Source organism: Actinoplanes sp. NPDC051859 (genome assembly GCF_044452725.1).
GTDB lineage: Bacteria > Actinomycetota > Actinomycetes > Mycobacteriales > Micromonosporaceae > Actinoplanes.
On record NZ_JBITBX010000003.1, the window covers coordinates 26,944 to 43,484 of the forward strand.

14 protein-coding genes are annotated in these 16,541 nt (G+C 71.1%); 5 read left to right on the forward strand and 9 right to left on the reverse strand.

Annotation, left to right across the window (positions count from 1 at the left end):
• Window positions 1–83: 83 nt before the first annotated feature.
• Both ACIA1L_RS07960 and ACIA1L_RS07965 read right to left on the reverse strand, forming a co-directional pair.
• Complete coding sequence (locus ACIA1L_RS07960) at window positions 84–590, reverse strand: hypothetical protein (RefSeq protein WP_396071815.1); 507 nt, start codon at window positions 588–590, stop codon at window positions 84–86.
• Window positions 587–919, reverse strand: a complete 333-nt coding sequence (locus ACIA1L_RS07965) for a hypothetical protein (RefSeq protein ID WP_396071816.1) — start codon at window positions 917–919, stop codon at window positions 587–589. Before ACIA1L_RS07965 ends, ACIA1L_RS07960 begins: the two co-directional genes overlap by 4 nt.
• Window positions 920–1,332: 413 nt before the next feature.
• On the opposite strand from ACIA1L_RS07965, the gene ACIA1L_RS07970 reads away from it, so the two are divergent.
• The 3 genes from ACIA1L_RS07970 to ACIA1L_RS07980 all read left to right on the forward strand — a co-directional run bounded on the left by ACIA1L_RS07970 (window position 1,333) and on the right by ACIA1L_RS07980 (window position 4,321).
• Window positions 1,333–2,367, forward strand: a complete 1,035-nt coding sequence (locus ACIA1L_RS07970; protein WP_396071817.1) for a hypothetical protein — start codon at window positions 1,333–1,335, stop codon at window positions 2,365–2,367.
• A 204-nt stretch (window positions 2,368–2,571) separates the two neighbouring features.
• Window positions 2,572–3,183 (forward strand): GNAT family N-acetyltransferase, encoded by a 612-nt coding sequence (locus tag ACIA1L_RS07975; RefSeq protein ID WP_396071818.1) that lies wholly within the window; start codon window positions 2,572–2,574, stop codon window positions 3,181–3,183.
• Window positions 3,184–3,211: 28 nt separating this feature from the next.
• Window positions 3,212–4,321 (forward strand): DNA glycosylase AlkZ-like family protein, encoded by a 1,110-nt coding sequence (locus ACIA1L_RS07980; RefSeq protein ID WP_396071819.1) that lies wholly within the window; start codon window positions 3,212–3,214, stop codon window positions 4,319–4,321.
• A gap of 9 nt (window positions 4,322–4,330) precedes the next feature.
• Here ACIA1L_RS07980 and ACIA1L_RS07985 read toward each other — a convergent pair whose 3' ends face one another.
• The 4 genes from ACIA1L_RS07985 to ACIA1L_RS08000 form a co-directional block, all read right to left on the reverse strand.
• On the reverse strand, window positions 4,331–4,627 hold the full coding sequence (locus tag ACIA1L_RS07985) for a DUF3040 domain-containing protein (RefSeq protein ID WP_396071821.1): 297 nt from the start codon (window positions 4,625–4,627) through the stop codon (window positions 4,331–4,333).
• A 93-nt stretch (window positions 4,628–4,720) separates the two neighbouring features.
• Window positions 4,721–5,977, reverse strand: a complete 1,257-nt coding sequence (locus ACIA1L_RS07990) for a glycosyltransferase (protein ID WP_396071822.1) — start codon at window positions 5,975–5,977, stop codon at window positions 4,721–4,723.
• Between the two features lie 143 nt (window positions 5,978–6,120).
• Window positions 6,121–8,499, reverse strand: coding sequence for an ArnT family glycosyltransferase (locus ACIA1L_RS07995; RefSeq protein WP_396071824.1), 2,379 nt, complete (start codon window positions 8,497–8,499; stop codon window positions 6,121–6,123).
• Window positions 8,500–8,571: 72 nt separating this feature from the next.
• Window positions 8,572–9,651 carry a 3-deoxy-7-phosphoheptulonate synthase gene (locus ACIA1L_RS08000; RefSeq protein WP_396071825.1) on the reverse strand — a complete coding sequence of 360 codons (1,080 nt, stop codon included), beginning with the start codon at window positions 9,649–9,651 and terminating at the stop codon, window positions 8,572–8,574.
• A 278-nt stretch (window positions 9,652–9,929) separates the two neighbouring features.
• On the opposite strand from ACIA1L_RS08000, the gene ACIA1L_RS08005 reads away from it, so the two are divergent.
• Complete coding sequence (locus ACIA1L_RS08005) at window positions 9,930–10,334, forward strand: hypothetical protein (RefSeq protein WP_396071827.1); 405 nt, start codon at window positions 9,930–9,932, stop codon at window positions 10,332–10,334.
• Here ACIA1L_RS08005 and ACIA1L_RS08010 read toward each other — a convergent pair.
• Window positions 10,281–11,891: an ATP-binding protein gene (locus ACIA1L_RS08010; RefSeq protein ID WP_396071828.1), complete on the reverse strand. Its 1,611-nt coding sequence runs from the start codon at window positions 11,889–11,891 to the stop codon at window positions 10,281–10,283. The genes ACIA1L_RS08005 and ACIA1L_RS08010 overlap by 54 nt on opposite strands.
• A 1-nt stretch (window position 11,892) precedes the next feature.
• Complete coding sequence (locus ACIA1L_RS08015; protein ID WP_396071829.1) at window positions 11,893–12,627, reverse strand: response regulator transcription factor; 735 nt, start codon at window positions 12,625–12,627, stop codon at window positions 11,893–11,895.
• 227 nt (window positions 12,628–12,854) lie between these two features.
• On the opposite strand from ACIA1L_RS08015, the gene ACIA1L_RS08020 reads away from it, so the two are divergent.
• A complete protein-coding gene (locus tag ACIA1L_RS08020; protein WP_396071830.1) occupies window positions 12,855–14,429 on the forward strand; it encodes a hypothetical protein in 1,575 nt (524 codons plus the stop codon).
• Here ACIA1L_RS08020 and ACIA1L_RS08025 read toward each other — a convergent pair.
• Complete coding sequence (locus ACIA1L_RS08025; protein WP_396071831.1) at window positions 14,374–16,539, reverse strand: hypothetical protein; 2,166 nt, start codon at window positions 16,537–16,539, stop codon at window positions 14,374–14,376. The genes ACIA1L_RS08020 and ACIA1L_RS08025 overlap by 56 nt on opposite strands.
• Between the last annotated feature and the right edge of the window lie 2 nt (window positions 16,540–16,541).

Genomic DNA, 16,541 nt, shown 5'->3' on the forward strand with positions numbered 1-16,541 from the left:
TTTCCGAGTATGGCGGGCAACGTCTCCGGGTGCGGCCAGATCGCCTAGGTCACGTGGTCCGCGGTGGGCAAGGTGCGCGAAGGTCAAACGTCGCGCTGCAGCCGCCACTGCCGTACGCCGAGGAGCGCGGTCGCGATGAGGCAGGCGCCGCCGATGATCCACTTCCAGGGGTTGTCCAGCTCCAGCATGAGTGCCATGAACTGGGCCAGGACGCCGACGATCACACTCAGTGCCACCACCTGGATGGCGGGACGGGCGCGGCGCTCGTGGAGCGTAGCGGGGCGCAGCCGCACGTATCCGCCGTCTTCGGCTCCCAGCGCCGCAGCCGTTGAGCTGTGCAGGACCGCACCTGGCGGCAGTGCGGCGGCCCGGATCTGTGCGGTGGCGGTGACGGTCGGGTCGCCGAACGTGAACCGTCCGTCCTCGTCCTTGAAGACCGCTTGCAGGCACACGGCCTGGCCGTCCGCGATGCCGTGAGCCTCGCCCGGCGGCAGCTCGATGACGCCTGACGGCACCCGGTTGTCGGCGCGGACGCCCAGCGTCAGGTACGCGTATCCGTGGGCCGTCCACACGTGCACCCGGGCCGTCATGTCGTCAGGGTGGGCCCGGCCGGACCGTCGTCCCAGCGCTGGATCATGTCCCGGTCCCAGCGCCTGATCATGGGATCCGGGTCGGTTTCCGACACCAGGCCCCGCACGAAGGGATTGCGTCTGAGCACGGGATGGCGCTGGACCGCGAGCCGCGACAATTCTGTGCCCGGTGCCAAGCCGGCGGTGTAGACGCCCAGTCCGGCGAGTGCCGCCGCCAGGTCCGGTTCCACCTCCGCGCCGGCGGCTTGGGCGAGTTCGGCTCCTCGAGGTTGCAGAGCCCGATAGTGCGCTCTGGCGAAGGAGGCGGCCTCGGGGTAGTCGCGGCGCAATTGCCGCATTGTGACGATGGGGGGTCGACCACGACCGGTCGGCGGGGGCAGGGCGGCGCCCGGCACGCAGGCGAAGCATTCGAAAGCGTTGACTGAGGTGCGAACGCCACCGTGCAACTGACATGCCAGCACACTGCACACCGTGCAGACGCCCACGCCGGGATTCGCGGACGTCGTTCCGTAAACGCAGCACCAGCAGGTCGCCATGGGACCACTGTGCGGTATTCAGCCGGTCCGGACGCGCGGCAGCGGGAAATTGACCTCCACGGTGGATCCACCCAAGGCGAGTCGTATCAGGGTGGCACAACGGCGGGCAAAGGCCCAATAGTGCCAGCGGGGCCTCCGGCACGGTGCTGGGGCTGGTCGTGCTTCAATGACGCCCGCTTGAGCGAGTAGGAAACGGGGACAGGTAGATGCGTACACGGGGGCTGCTGACAGCGCTCGCGCTCGCGGTGAGTTCGATGGTGGTGGCCGGCCCGGTGCCGGCGACGGCTGCGGTGGTGCGGGGCGTTTCGGCCGAGCAGGCAAAGACAGACCAGGATTTCGTACGGTGGCTCTCCACCAGTGACTACCGTGCGCAGGTCCGGGACGCGGCTCGGGCGGCGCTGGGGTCGGACGGGAGCGTCGCGGCTTTCCTGGCGTCGGGTTTCCGCGTGGCGGCGGGCCGGTATGAACAGATCCGGGTCGGCCACGTCGACTTTGCGACCCGCATGGTGATCACGCATCCGGCAGCAAAGTCTCCGTGGGTGCACGCGGCCGGCCGGCGAGCGCTGCAGGGCACGGACGCTGAGCTGGCGACATTCGCGCGTACGGAATATGCGGCCGCGCTGAAGCGCGATAAGAAGAAGGTCACACTCACTCGCGATCGGGTCCGTCAGGGAGATCGGGATGCGGTGGTGCGGCTGCGGGACGGTGACCCGGGCACCCAGGTACGGGCCTGGGCGGGGCACGCCGCGGCGGTGGGTGCGTCCGACGCCGAGGTGGCGGAGTTTCTGACGCATTGCTGGGCGAGTTCGGCGGGCTTGGATCTGCAGTGGCACCGGCAACGCAGCGCCGACGATGAAGTCCGTTGGCGGGCGCAGGTGCGCGTCCTGGTAGCCGAGGCCGAAACGGCGGAGAAAGCCGCCCAGCGGGCCACCGGTTCACAACGAGAGCAGGCACGCGCTGATGCTGCCCGAGCATGGGCTGCGGTCGGTGCGCAGACCGTCGAGCCGCGGGCGGCGTGGGCTGCCGCTTTGCAGGTCGCTCAGCGGCAGACCGAAACCTGGTCACGCTCCGCGGCCGGGCCCCGCTCACGGATCGTCGAGGAGGCAGCGCCGGGCATGCACAAGCAGTGGTCGGCTCAGCTGAACAACGCGGTCGCCCAGGCTGCGTCGTGGCAGGCGTTGCACGATCAAGCCGCTGCTGCCGAACTGGCGCTGAAGGCCCCGGCCGCGCCCACCGCTTGAGGGGCCCGGGGCGGGAAGAGGATCAGTCGCGGAGACGTCTGTCGATAAGTTGACACGGGGTATTCGCGGCCCGCCCGGCTGACCGCGTACCCAAGAAATGGCTTGGGTTTTGCGGTAAGCCGCAGCCGCCGCAACGATGTCGCCGGGCGCGAGCGGAGACTTGCCCTCTGGCAACAACCGGGTGCCAACCGGCAGGATCGGCGCATGACGACCCCCGGCCGCCTGCCCTACCCGATCAGCCTGACCGGGGACGGGATAACCCTGCGCGAGTGGCGGGACGAGGATCTCGACGAGCTGGTGGCGATGCTCGACGAACCCGACATCGCCCGGTGGACCCCGATGCCGTCACCGTTCGACGTCGAGGCCGGGATCGCCTATCTCAAACGCGCGCGGCAGGGCCGGGTCAGCGGGCAGCGCATGCAACTCGCGATCACCGCGGACGGCGGCAAACCGCTCGGCGAGGTCCTGCTCTTCGGCGTCGACGTCGGGCTGCGCGAGGCGGAGCTGGGCTATCTGGTCGGTGCCGCCCACCGCCGGCGCGGTCTCGCTCGCCGTTCCCTCACCCTCCTTTCCGGGTACGCCCGCAGCACCCTGAGCCTGAACCGGCTGCTCCTGCGCATCGACGCGGGCAACACGGCGAGCATTGCGGTCGCCCGTGGGTGCGGGTACCGGCTGACGGGCGAACCTCCGATCCTGCAGGAGGGGCCGCACGGGTCGACCAGCCTGGACACCTGGGAGTCCGTCCCAACCGGGGGCGGCAGCCGGATGGAACGGCTGAGAAATGTCGCAGCCCGGCGGTACGGTCGTCGCGTCTGACCTCGTCACCGTCTCCGAGGGGTGTCGCGTGGAAGTTGACCGTGATCAGGTGCTGGCCTTCCGGGTTGCTGCGTCGGGCCTGGCTGAGCGGGGCACTGCGCGGCCGGGCGACCTGCCGGTGCTCGACCTGGGCATCCAGGAATACACGCCGGGCTCGGTGCAGGTGGCGCTGGCCGCCCGCACCGACGCCGACCTGGTCGACGACCGGCTGATCACGGTCTGGGCCGCTCGGGGCGCGCCGCATCTGCACCGCAAACGGGACCTGAAGCAGCTGGTCACCGCGTTGTGGCCGGTCAGCGACGCGGATGCTTCCGCGCGGATCAAGAGCGCCCAGATCGCGCAGGGTGTGCCGCTCGGCCGTAAGGCATTCGAGGCGACCGCGTCGGCGTTCCGCGAGGTGGTGAAGTCGACGATGCCGCGCGGCGAGGTGAGCACGGCTGTCAGCAGCCTGGTGCCCCGCGAGCTGACGTACGACTGCCGCACCTGCGGCGCCCGACACATCGCGGGCAACGTGTGGCAGCACTCCGGCCTGGCCGGGGGAGTGCAGGTGGTGTCGCGGGGCAAAGACGCCACACTCGCACCGATCCCCAGCGCCCCGCCGCAGCCCACCGAGAACCAGGGCATCGAGGAGCTGATCACCACCTACCTGCGGTTGCTGGGTCCGGCCGGTCCCGCCGAGGTCGCAAAATACCTAGGCAGCTCAGCCACGGAGATCAAGAAGGTCTGGCCGACGTCCGGCCTCGACGAGGTGTCGGTGGCCGGCCGCAAAGCCTGGCTGCCGACCTCGGCCGGCGCCGACCTCGCCGCTGCCGGCAAGGTCACCGGCGTGCGGTGGCTGCCGGCGATGGACCCGCTGCTGCAAGCCCGGGACCGAGACGTGCTGGTGCCGAACCGTGCGCACCAGAAGGAGGTGTGGCGCGCGCTGGGCAACCCCGGAGTGATCCTCGTGGACGGCGAGATCGCGGGCGTGTGGCGCGCCAAACTCGCCGGTGGCAAGCGGGTCGATCTGGCGGTGACCCCGTTCGGCAAGCTGGCACCGAAGGCGCGCAAAGCCTTGGAGGAGGAAGCCGCGGTGGTCGCCCGCGCTCGTGCAGTTCCGGATGCGGCGGTCACCTTCGACCAACCGGCGGCCGGCTGACTAGGGGAGTCACCAGGCGGGCGGAAGGACGTCCGGGCCGGGGTGGCGGGACATGCGGCAGTGGTGGCCGAGGGCGACCATGATGACCAAGGCCCAGACGCCGGCGACGATGGCGGCGGCCCACCAGCCCAGGACGGCCAGGACCAGCGCCGTCGCCCAGATCACCGTCGCCGCCAGGATCAACGGGACCGGGACCTGCTTTCCGGTGGGGCTGCCGCCGGTCATCCGGGAGCAGAAGTCGGGATCCTCGCGGCGGAGCTGCCGTTCCAACTGGGACAGGCGGCGACTGTCTTCCTTGCTGAGCATCGGCGCACCTCCGGCGGGGGCCCGGGCTGGGAGAGCACGAAACCGAGATCGCGAAAACCATCGCGGTCGATGTCCTCCATTGTTACCCGACGGTCACGGAATTCCTACCGTTCTGGGGGTTGTGTTCATGGCAGATCGTGTGGCGCGGAAAACCCAGATGCGGAGGAGGAGGAAGCGAAGCCCAGTCGCGACCAGGTTGGCGACCACGAGGACGCCCAGTTCGAGCGCCGTCGCCGGGGCGGTCAGCGTGTGCAGCAACGCCAGCGAGCCGCTGGTCAAGCCGAGACCGACAGCGAAGACTACGAGGCCCTGGGCCTGGTGCCGCAGGACGCTGTCCGCACCGCGTACGCCGAAAGTGACCCGGCGGTTGGCGGCGGTGTTGCCGATCGCGGTGACCAGCAACGCCACCAGGTTTGCCCACTGTGGGCCGGTGGCGGTGCGCAGGACCGCGAACAGCGCCAGGTAGGCGAGGGTGCTGGCCGCTCCCACCGCCGCGAAGCGCAGGAGCTGGCCGGTCAGCCCGGTGGGGACGCCGGCGACCGGCAGCGGGTTGCGGCCGAGCTGCTCGCGGAGGGCGGCCAGCGGCAACCGGCCCGACCCGAGTCCGCGGGCGACCCGGACGATGCCCCGCAGATCCGCTACCGCGGTGGCGACGATGTCGACGCGGCTGTCGGGATCGTCGATCCAGTCGACCGGCACCTCGTGGATGCGCAGGCCGGCCTTCTCCGCCAGCACCAGCAGCTCGGTGTCGAAAAACCAGCCGGTGTCCTCGACCATCGGCAGCAGCCGTTCGGCCACGTCCGCCCGGATTGCCTTGAAGCCGCACTGCGCGTCGGAAAAGCGCGCCGACAGGGTGCCGCGCAGGATCAGGTTGTAGCTGCGGGAGATGAATTCTCGCTTGGCGCCGCGAACAACCCGGGAGCCGCGCGCCAGCCGGGAGCCGATAGCCAGATCCGAATGCCCAGAGATCAGCGGCGCGACCAGCGGCAACAACGCCCCCAGGTCGGTGGACAGGTCGACGTCCATGTAGGCCAGTACGGCGGCGTCGGAGTGCGACCACACGTGCTTCAGGGCGCGACCCCGGCCCTTCTGCGTCAGGTGCACCGAGGAGACCCCGGGCAACGTCTCGGTGAGCCGCCGCGCCACGTCCGCCGTGGAGTCGGTGCTGGCGTTGTCCGCGATCGTGATCCGGAAACGGTACGGGAACTCAGCCGCCAGGTACGCGTGCAACCGCCGTACACAGGGCTCGAGGTCGATCTCCTCGTTGTAGACCGGCACGACGACGTCCAGGACCGGGGCGACGACCTGGACCGGGCCGGAAGCGGGAGTAGGCAACGTGGAAAGGCTCATGCCACCAAGGTCGGCGCCGCGGCTTTGCCCGGTGTGTGGCAACCCTGTGCCCGGCCTGTGAGTGCGCGAAGTCGCCCGTTCGGGAAACGCCGCGAAGCGGCCCCCGTTTCCGGGAGCCGCCTCGCGGTCGAGGTAGGGCAAGGTCACTGCGCGGCGGTCAGGTCGTAGATGGTCACCCCACCGACAGTCCTCGCCGCGTACGTCGTGGACACCCATTCGGCGATCTGCGAGCTCGCGCTGCTTCCGCTGCTATTCCCGCCCCGGCCACCGAACCCGCCCCCACCGATGAAGTAGTGGATCTTCCCCTCGGCCACGTACTGCTGGAACTGCGCGAGCGTGGGCGACGGGTCGCTGCCGTTGAAGCCGCCGACCGCCATGACCGGCTTTTCGGTGGCAAGCTGATATCCCGAGGCGCTTTGCGACCCGACCGCAGCCGCCACCCAGGTGTACTTGCCGGCATCGGCCTCGAGCAGCGCCTTCATCTCAGCACTGACGGTCGCGGCATTGAGCAGCCCACCCATCCCGCCACCCCGGGCACCCCCGCCCTGCGGCGCACCCCCACCCTGCTGGCCCGTGCCAACCTGCGGCGCACCGCCGCCTTGAGCTGTGCCGCCTTGAGCTGTGCCGCCTTGGGCCGTGCCGCCCGGTGCTGTGCCGCCCGGTGCTGTGCCGCCCTGCTGGCCCATGCTGCCGCCGGGGAAGCCGCCACCCTGGGGAGCCCCGCCGCCCGGGAAGCCACCTTGCGGAGCCCCGCCACCTTGCGGAGCCGTGCCGCCTTGCGGAGCCCCGCCACCTTGCGGAGCCGTGCCGCCTTGCGGAGCCGTGCCGCCTTGCGGAGCCCCGCCGCCTTGCTGATTGGTGCCGGGGAAGCCGCCACGGCCGCCGCCCGGAGCGCCGCCCCGACCACCGCGTCCGCCACCCGGGCCGGAGCCGCCCTGCGTCGCCGGTCCAGCCGAGGGGATCGAACCGGTGTGCGGCTCGGACGCGGTCTGCACCGCGTAGGCGGCCGGCCCGGCCAGCACCGCGACCAAGGTCAGCCCGGCAACCCCCAGCGCCATCCGCGGGAGCCGCAACGTGACCACGACACCCAGTGCCGCCACGATGCCGCCGACCAGCACCGCCCAGCGCAGCCACGGCAGGAAATCGGGACTCCAGCCGAGCATGTGCCACGACCACCAAGCGGTCACACCGATCGCCGCGGCCAAGGTGAGCGCCGAGAGGAGATTGCGCCGAGTGGATGCCGACGCCGGAGCGGTGGTCAAAGCCGGAGCGGTGGCCGCAGGAGCAGCCGTCACCGCAGGAGCCGGGGTGCCGTACGCCGAGCGCCACACCAGGACGGCGCCCATGCCGACCACCGCCCCAACCGCCGGTGCCAGAGCAACGGTGTAGTACGCGTGGAAGATGCCTTGCATGAAGCTGAAGACGAGTGCGGTGCCGACGAGCCACGTTCCCCAAAGGACCAGTCCAGCGCGCAGCCGGTCGGTACGCGCGGCACGGAGCGTCAGGACCAGGCCGGCGACCAGCATGATGAGCGCGGCCGGCAGCAGCCAGGCGATCTGACCGCCCTGGCTGGTGTCGAACATGCGCAGGATCCCGGTCTCGCCCCAGCCGCCACCGCCACCCCCGCCGACGCTGCCGGTCTCTTCGCCGTTGAGCCGGCCCAGGCCGTTGTAGCCGAGGGTCAGTTCGAGCAGGCTGTTGTTCTGAGATCCACCGATGTACGGCCGCATCGAGGCGGGCACCAGCTCGACGATGGCGATGTACCACCCGGCGGAGACGACGAGCGCCAGCCCGGCGAGCAGGAGTTGGCCGATGCGCTTACCGAGCTTCGGCGGCCCGGCGATGAGGTAGGCGAGGGCGAACGCGGGCACCACCAGCAGGGCTTGCAGCATCTTGGTCAGGAAGCCGAACCCGACGAACGCACCGGCGAACACCAGCCATTTCGTGGCGCCATTCTCCAGGGCGCGGACGGTCGCGTACGCGCCGGCCACCATGAGCAGGACGAGCAGGGCGTCCGGGTTGTTGAACCGGAACATCAGGACGGCGATCGGGGTCAGTGCTGACACCGTGCCCGCGATGAGGCCGGCGGCGGGGCCGTACCAGCGGCGGACGGTGGCGTAGAGCAGGGCCACGGTGCCAACGCCCATCAGGGCTTGGGGGACCAGGATGCTCCACGAGCTGAGGCCGAAGATGCGGACCGACAGCGCCATGATCCACAGGGCGGCCGGCGTCTTGTCGACGGTGATCGAGTTGGCCGCGTCGGAGGATCCGTAGAAGAACGCCTTCCAGCTCTCCGAGCCGGCTTGCACCGCCGCCGAGTAGAAGGCGTTGCCCCACCCGGAGGCGCCGAGGCCCCAGAGATAGAGGACGCCCGTCAGCACGAGCAGGGCCAGCAGCGCCGGCCGGACCCAGGCCGCGTCTTCGGCACGACCGCGCAGGAAGCGGAAGCGGGGACGGGGCTTGGATTCGGCCGGCGGGTCCACCGGTTGCAGCACCGGTGGCACAGGCATCGTCGTGGTCATCAAGGGTCCTTACGCAGGCGGAAGCACTGACCCACTCACTCTCGGCGGCCGCCCTGTCGGACCCTTGTGGCGTTACTGTGCGGCTCCTGTGAAGCTGGATCGGCGCTTGGCGGCGGCCGCAGCGAGCCGGTCGAGGACGCCTACAGTCGGTTCCCAGCCCATGCAGGCGTCGGTCACGCTCTGCCCGTACACCAGGTCGCCGCCCAGGTCTTGGCGCCCGGGGATCAGGAAGCTTTCCAGCATGACGCCGCGGATGCCCTGCTGGCCGGCTTCGAGTTGGGCGGCGATGTCGTCGGCGACGATCGGCTGGCGCAGGTGGTCTTTGTTGCTGTTGCCGTGCGAGCAGTCGACGACGACCCGTTCCGGGAGCCCGGCCTTGGCGAGCAGTCCCAGCGCGGCCTGCACGTCCTCGGCGCCGTAGTTGGGGCCTTTGCCGCCGCGCAGCACCAGGTGGCAGTCGGGGTTGCCGGTCGTGTGCATGATCGCCGGGGTGCCGGAGACGTCGATGCCGGGGAAGACGTGCGGCGCCGCGGCGGCGTTGATCGCGTCGATGGCGGTGGAGATGCTGCCGTCGGGGCGGTTCTTCATGCCGATCGGCATGGACAGGCCGGAGGACAGCTGGCGGTGGACCTGCGATTCCACCGTACGGGCACCGATCGCGCCCCAGGCCACGGTGTCGGCGATGTATTGCGGGGTGATCGGGTCGAGGAACTCCACGGCCACCGGCAGATCCCGGTCGAGCACTTGGAGCAGCAGCGCCCGGGCGACCCGCAGGCCCTGGCTGACGTCGCCCGTACCGTCGAGGGCAGGGTCGTTGATCAGGCCTTTCCAGCCGACCGTGGAGCGCGGCTTCTCGAAGTAGACGCGCATGACGATGAGCAGGTCGTCGGCGAGCCGGTCCCGGACAGCGGCGAGCCGGTCCGCGTATTCGGCGGCGGCGACCGGGTCGTGCACCGAGCAGGGGCCGACGACGACCAGCAGGCGGGGATCTCGGCCGTCGAGCACGGCTTCGACCTGGCGGCGGCTGTCGAGCACGCGTGCGGCCTGCTCGTGGGTGAGCGGCAGCTCGTGGTGGAGCAGGGCCGGGCTCATCAGGGGCACGACACGGTCGATACGGTGGTCGCTGACCCGCTGCACCTCGGGGATGGTCATGACTGGTCTTACCTCTCCGCCGGCGCCTCCCGGGTCCGGCGTCCCGGGGCCTGGGCCGGCTCGTTGCAAACGAAAAGGCAGCGACTTCGCGTCGCTGCCTCTGCCGGCCCTGCGGGGGTGTCTCAGGTCATGACCTCATGGCCGAGCCACCGGCGGAGCCGGCCTCGTAAACCACGAATACTCACGGGACACGCGGTCATGGTAGCCGACGCTTGTCGCACATTGTCCGTCAGCCGGGGTATGGGCACATGCAAGTTGCGTGTGCTGACATGAGACGCATGAACAACGCGAGCCCGGCGCACCTCCTCGACGGCCTCTCCGATCTGCCCCCGGTCGACCGCCGCCAGGCGGTGTCGGTGGTGGTGTTGCGGGTCTGGGAGACGCCGCAAGTGCTGCTCGGCGAGATCCCGCCGTTGCAGGCGCTCGCGGCGATAGCGGCGATAGCCGCCGGTCTGCCCGGCGCTCAGGGCCGGCCCTGGCTCGACGACCGCCTGCGCGCGGCCGCGATCACCGGGGTCACCAGCGAACTGGCCGGCAGGGCCCTGTGCGCGCTGGACGTGCTGGTCGGCCGGGACCGCGAGTCGGTCCCGCTCGAGTTGCACGTTTCCGACGGTGACGCGGCCGGTGCCCTACTGGACGACCTGCGGGACGTACTCATGGACGGCATCCGGCTCGGCTGGTAGCTCCCGCGCCAGCGGCAACCGTACGGTGAACTCGGTCCGGCCCGGCGCGCTGTCGACGCCGACCGTGCCGCCGTGCGCGGTGACCACCGCATGCACGATCGACAGGCCCAGGCCGGTGCTGCCCGCCGCGCGGGACCGGGAGCTGTCGCCCCGGGCGAACCGTTCGAAGATCTTCGGCCGCAGGGCCTCCGGAATGCCGGGACCCGCGTCCGTCACCCGCAGAACTGCCGCGTCACCCTCGGCGGCCACGCCGACCACGACGGTCGTCCCTTCGGGAGTGTGCGTACGCGCATTCGCCAGCAGATTGGCGAGCACCTGGTGCAGGCGCTGGCCGTCTCCGGTCACCGCGACCGGCTCGTCGGGCAGATCGAGCTGCCACACGTGCCGCGGACCGGCCGCGTGCGCGTCGCTGACCGCATCCACCACCAGCATCGTCAGGTCCACCGGGTCGTGCGCGAGTGGCCGACCGGCGTCCAGCCGGGCCAGCAGCAGCAGGTCTTCGACCAGGGCCGTCATCCGGCCCGCCTCGGACTCCACCCGGCGCAGCACGTGCCCGATCTCCTCCGGCACCGGCTGACGGCTGCGCCGGCTCAGCTCGGCGTAGCCGCGGATCGCCGCGAGCGGGGTACGCAGCTCGTGGCTCGCGTCGGCGACGAACTGACGTACCTGCATCTCGCTGGCGTGCCGTGCTGCGAGCGCGTTGCCGACGTGGTCGAGCATCCGGTTGAGGGCGGCACCGACCGCGCCGACCTCCGTGCGGGGATCGGTGTCGGGCTCGGGCACCCGCTGGGCCAGGTCCACCTCGCCGCTGTCGAGCCGCAGCTCGGACACCTTGGTGGCGGTGGCCGCGACCCGGCTTAGCGGTTGCAGGGTCCGCCGAATGATCACTGCCCCGGCCCACCCGGCGGCGAGCAGCGCGAGAACGACGGCACCGCCGATGACGCCCGCGATGCCCAGCAACGTCCGCTGCGTGTCGGCGAGCGGGATCCCGGTGACGACCATGAAGGTGCCGTTCGGGGTTTCGCTGATGACGCTGACCGCGCGGAAGTCGCCGAGTTTGTCCCCGAGATCGACATCCACCCGCCTGCCGTCCGGCGTGATCTGCGAGAGCGCGGTGATCGCTGAGGTGGGGGCGGGGGCGTATTTGTTCCGCTGCTGGCGGTCCGTCTCGGTCCCGTCGGCTCGCAGGTATTGCACGATACCGCCGTAGAGCCGGGTGCCCACGCCGGCGTCCGACCAGTGATAGACCAGCACGATGGAGCCGGCCTGGGCGCCGGGCGGGGGGTCGGGCTCTTGATTGACCGGAGGGAAGCCGTCGCCGGGCCGAGGTGATCCGGCCCGGAAGGGTCCGCCGCCGCCTCCGGCGGCGCGTCGGCTGGCCTCATCGAGCTGGTCGTTGACCTGGTCGTAGAGGGTTTTGTGCAGGTAGATCTCGGCGGTGGCGCCGACGACGAGGCCGAGCGCGGTCAACAGGACGACCATGAGGGCGATCAGCCGGGTGCGCAGCGACCAGCCCACCGGCGAGCGCCAGCGGGCTGGACGGCCGATCAGGGTCATGTCAGTCCGCCGGCTTCAGGACGTAGCCGGCGCCGCGCATGGTGTGGATCATCGGGGTGCGGCCCGCGTCGATCTTTTTGCGCAGGTAGGAGATGTAGAGCTCGACGACGTTGGCCTGGCCGCCGAAGTCGTAGTTCCACACCCGGTCGAGGATCTGGCTCTTGCTGAGCACCCGGCGCGGGTTTCGCATCAGGTAGCGCAGCAGCTCGAACTCTGTGGCGGTCAGCGTGATCAGGTCGTCGCCGCGGCGGACCTCGTGGCTGTCCTCGTCCAAGCTCAAATCGCCGACGATGAGTTCGGACTCGGTCCGCATCGGGGAGCGACCCGTCCGGCGCATCAGGCCGCGCAGTCGGGCGACGACCTCTTCCAGGCTGAACGGCTTGGTCACGTAGTCGTCGCCGCCCGCGGTGAGTCCGGCGATCCGGTCCTCGACGGAGTCCTTGGCGGTCAGGAAGAGCACCGGGACCTCGGGCGTCTCGCCGCGCAGCCGGCGCAGGACCTCGAGTCCGTCGATGTCGGGGAGCATCATGTCGAGGACGACGGCGTCCGGGCGGAAGTCGCGGGCGGTGCGGACGGCGGCCTGGCCGTCGCCGGCGCTGCGGACGTCCCAGCCCTCGTAGCGCAGCGCCATGGACAGCAGTTCGGCCAGGGTCGGTTCGTCGTCGACCACCAGGACCCGGACCGGGCTGCCGTCGGGCCGCCGGAGCTCGCTGGGAGCAGCGTTCGCCATCGTCATGCCCTTACTGTCGGGGCCTTCGCTTTGCCGGAGCTTTCCGGTTCCTGTGTACCACCTGTGGGTCGGTCCAACCGCCTGACCTGGGGCGGCGGAACGGTGCCGGATTCGCGACAAGAGCGGCAGTGCGTGTCAAAACGGACTAAAGCCCCGAGAGTGAGCATAATCCCCGGGTTGCGTCGTCGGGTGAGCGGAGAAGCAGGGTGCGTCTGGGCCGATTCGGAGCCGCCGTGGCGGCGCTGGTCCTCGCCGTGCTGCCCACAGTGCCCGCCGCCGCGCAGGGAACGTACCCGCCCGGAGTCACGGCCGACACGCTGCGGATCGTGAGCGCCGGGGCGGGCGGCATCGCGGCGGGCGGCGCGCACTCCTGCGCCATCACCAGCCTGGGCGACCTCTCCTGCTGGGGTGACGACTCCTCCGGACAACTCGGCGACGGCTCCCGCCCCCACGGCTTCGCCGAGCCCGTCGTGGCACTGCCCGACGCCGTACGGGTCGACGCGGGCCGGGCGCACACCTGCGCCGTCGACGCCGCGGGTAGGGCGTACTGCTGGGGTGACGACTCTGCGGGTCAGCTCGGCGACGGCGGGCACACCGACCGGGACGCGCCGCACGTCGTCGAGGCGCTGCGCGACCGCACCCTGGTGGCGATCGCCGCCGGCGCCCGGCACACCTGCGCCGTCGACGACGAGGGCGCGGCGTGGTGCTGGGGCGACGGCTCCCGCGGTCAACTCGGCACGCCCGGCACCACCGGCTCGGCCACGCCGGTGCGGGTGCGGACCGGCGGCCGTACCGATGACCCCGTCGTCGACATCGCGGCCGGTGGGGACACCACCTGTGCGGCGACCGCGGGCGGTGCGGCGTACTGCTGGGGTGCGGACCCGGCTGACGGCGCCGACCGGACCGGACCCACGGCGATCACCACCGGCGGCAAAGTACGCCAGATCGCGACCGGCGGGCAGCAGTCCTGCGCTCTGGACACGGACGGCGCCGCGTACTGCTGGGGCATCGACAAGCGCGAGGCCGGGCCGTACGCCGCGGTCAGCTCGGGTGCCGCGCACACCTGCGGGATCGACCGCGAGGGGCGCGCGTTCTGCTGGGGCGACGGTGGAGACGGGCGCCTCGGCAACGGGCAGACCGCCGATCGTCGTGCGCCGACCGGTGTCGAGCTGGCCGCCGAACTCGCCGCCATCGACGCGGGCACCGCGCACAGCTGCGCCGTGGACTCCCGTGGCTACACGTTCTGCTGGGGCGCGGGCGCCGACGGTCAGCTCGGAGCCGGGGTGAGCACGCAGTCCGCCGTACCCGTGCGGGTGGAGGGGTTGCCGCGACCACCCGGGGCCGCGACCGGCGTGCAGGTGCGGGCGCTCGACGGCGGCCTGCGGGTTTCCTGGTCCCCGCCCGCGGACCCGGGCAGCGGACAGTTCGAGTACGTGTGGGTGACGACCGCTGGACACGAGTCCGGCTGCACGCTGCCCGCACTGGACACCGCCGGTTGCGACCTGACCGGGCTGCGCAACGGTCAGGATTACGACGTCGCTGTGGTGGTCAAGACCAGCGACGGCCTGTCGGTCGGCGACTATGTCACGGCAACGCCGGCGGCGGTCGCACCGAACCCCGCTGCCGTGCCCGAGACCCGCCGCGAGTTGCAGCCCGGCGAGAGCGGCGGTCTGCTGACGGCCGGGCTGAGCCCGGTCGCCCTGGTCGCACTCGGGACGATGCTGCTCGGCGGCGGACTCGTCGCCTTGCTGGTCAGGAAGCCGCCGTCTCCAGCGCCGCATCGCGAAACAGCACAGCGCCAGACTTGAGCCGCTCGGTGGCGTAGGCCCGGTTCCAGTTCGTCCAAGTCACCGTGCCGGCCGCCTGCTCGGTGCCGGTCGCCGAGACGGTCACCCCGACGCCTGGAGTGACCGTGCGGGTCAACACCTTGCCCCGCGGAACGCCGATCATGTGGGCCGACGGGTCGGCAAACCCGAGCATCCCCCACGGCACCCGGATCACCAGGTCGTCGCCGTCTCGGTACCAGAGCGCACGGCTGTCGTCGCCGGGCCTGCCGTAGCGCAGTGCCCCCGCGTTCTGCAGCTCAGCAGGCAGCCGCTCGCCGGTCGTCGGCACGGTCAGATCCCGGTTGACGATCAACTCGAACCGCCGCCAGCCGTCCGGCGCCGGACCGCGCAACCCGGCCGGGACGGCATAGTCCAACGGCATCGGATCCAGCTCCTGCCGCAGGTAGGCCTGCCCGCCCCGGCCGATGAGATCGAACACGAAAGCGGCATCCGCGTCCTTCGAGTCGGAGCCGGGTGGCGGCGGACCGGTGAGGCCGGGCAGCACGTCGAACCCCAGCGTCAAGGCGCTCGGCGGTGCGGCGCCGAGCCCCACCCTGAACTGCACGTACGCCTCGTTCACCCGCGCTGTCACCCGCCGGGCCGGCCAGTCCGTCTCGTCGTCGACCAGGTATTGCGCGGTTGCCTCGGGCTGGCCGGCCGGGTCCATGGCGACCAAGCCGAAATGCTGCTCGTTGGTGAGCGGGTCGTGCCACAGCTGGCGGCGTGCGCCGTCCTGGTGGGCGATCGTGTTCCAGGTGAACTTGAACCACTCGTCCACCCAGCCGAACAGGAAGCCCCCGGCCAGCCCCTGATCCCGGATCAGCCGCAGCAACTCCGCATCGATCTGCATGGCCTCGCGCTCGCTGTGGTCGCCCTGCGAGCGACCGAGCGGGCTGTTGTGCGCCGACCCGAGCGACGACGGCACACCGAACTCGGTCACCAGCGTGGGCATGTCCCGGTGGTGCTGCTTCAAGGCCGTCAGATAGCCCGCGTACGGGTCAGCCCGCCCGGCGTACTGAAACTGCAACAGCGCCGGCTCATGCCGTTGGAAGTCCGGGTAGTACGGGTACGCGTGGTAGCTCGCGAACGTCCCCGCCGGCCACGCTGCGGTAGGCAGCACGTGGTTGGCGTCGAGCTGAAGCAGGTCCTCCTGTTCGAGGGGCTCCTCGGGATGCCGCAGCGGGTCGGTGGTCGGCCAGTTGACGAAGGCGATCGGCTGGCTCAGACCCTGCTTCGCCTCGTACCCGGCCAGCTCGTTCATCCGGGCCGCCAGCCAGCGTTCGGTCGGCGAGGCGTCGGTGGTGCTGCGGAAATACTGCCCCTTGGTGGCGGGCGCGGCGGCGTTGCGCCGGTCGGAGTGATAGGTCGCGTACGGGTCCAGCTCCAGCCCGACGATCCACGCCGCGAGCCACGGCGTGACGTCCGTGTCCCAGGTGCCGCTGGACCTGCCCAGCTTGGGCGCGCGGGTGAGCTGGCCTCGGACGGCGGCACTGGCGTCGCGCAGCTCAGCCTGAAACGCCTTGGTCACCGTGGGGTGAAAGAGGTTCTGCTTCTCGATGTACGACTCGTCGGGCGGGTAGACGCCCTGCACGAGGTAGAGCGGGCGGTCCGGCTCGGCGCGGTTGTGCCGGGCCAACTCCTGGTAGAACACGGGCGGATGAATGGTGTAGATCCGCAACACCCGAGTGCCCAGCCAGCTCATCGCCGCGAACCAGGTGCGGTACTGCGCGCCGGTGATCGACAGCTCGCCGGGCTGGTGGCCGGGGGTGGTGCTGCCCAGGTTGACGCCGGGCAGGAAGGTCATGTCGCCGCCGGCCGTACGCAACTCGAAGGTTTGTCCGTGGGTGACTGCGACGCTGGTGAGGCCGCCGTCCGCCCGCGGAGCCGGCGCCCAGGACGGCCCACTGGGCGGCGCACCGACGGCGTCCATGCCGGCGATGCCGAAGGCGTCGGTCGACAGCTCGGGCTGAGCCGTGGCCCCGGCCAGGAACAGGCACATCACCAGGGTCACCACGCCGATCGCGGTGGCCTTCGCCCGGCCGAACCGCGGTACGGGTGGCGCCTCGACGAGCTGGCGCGGTAAGTCGCCCACCC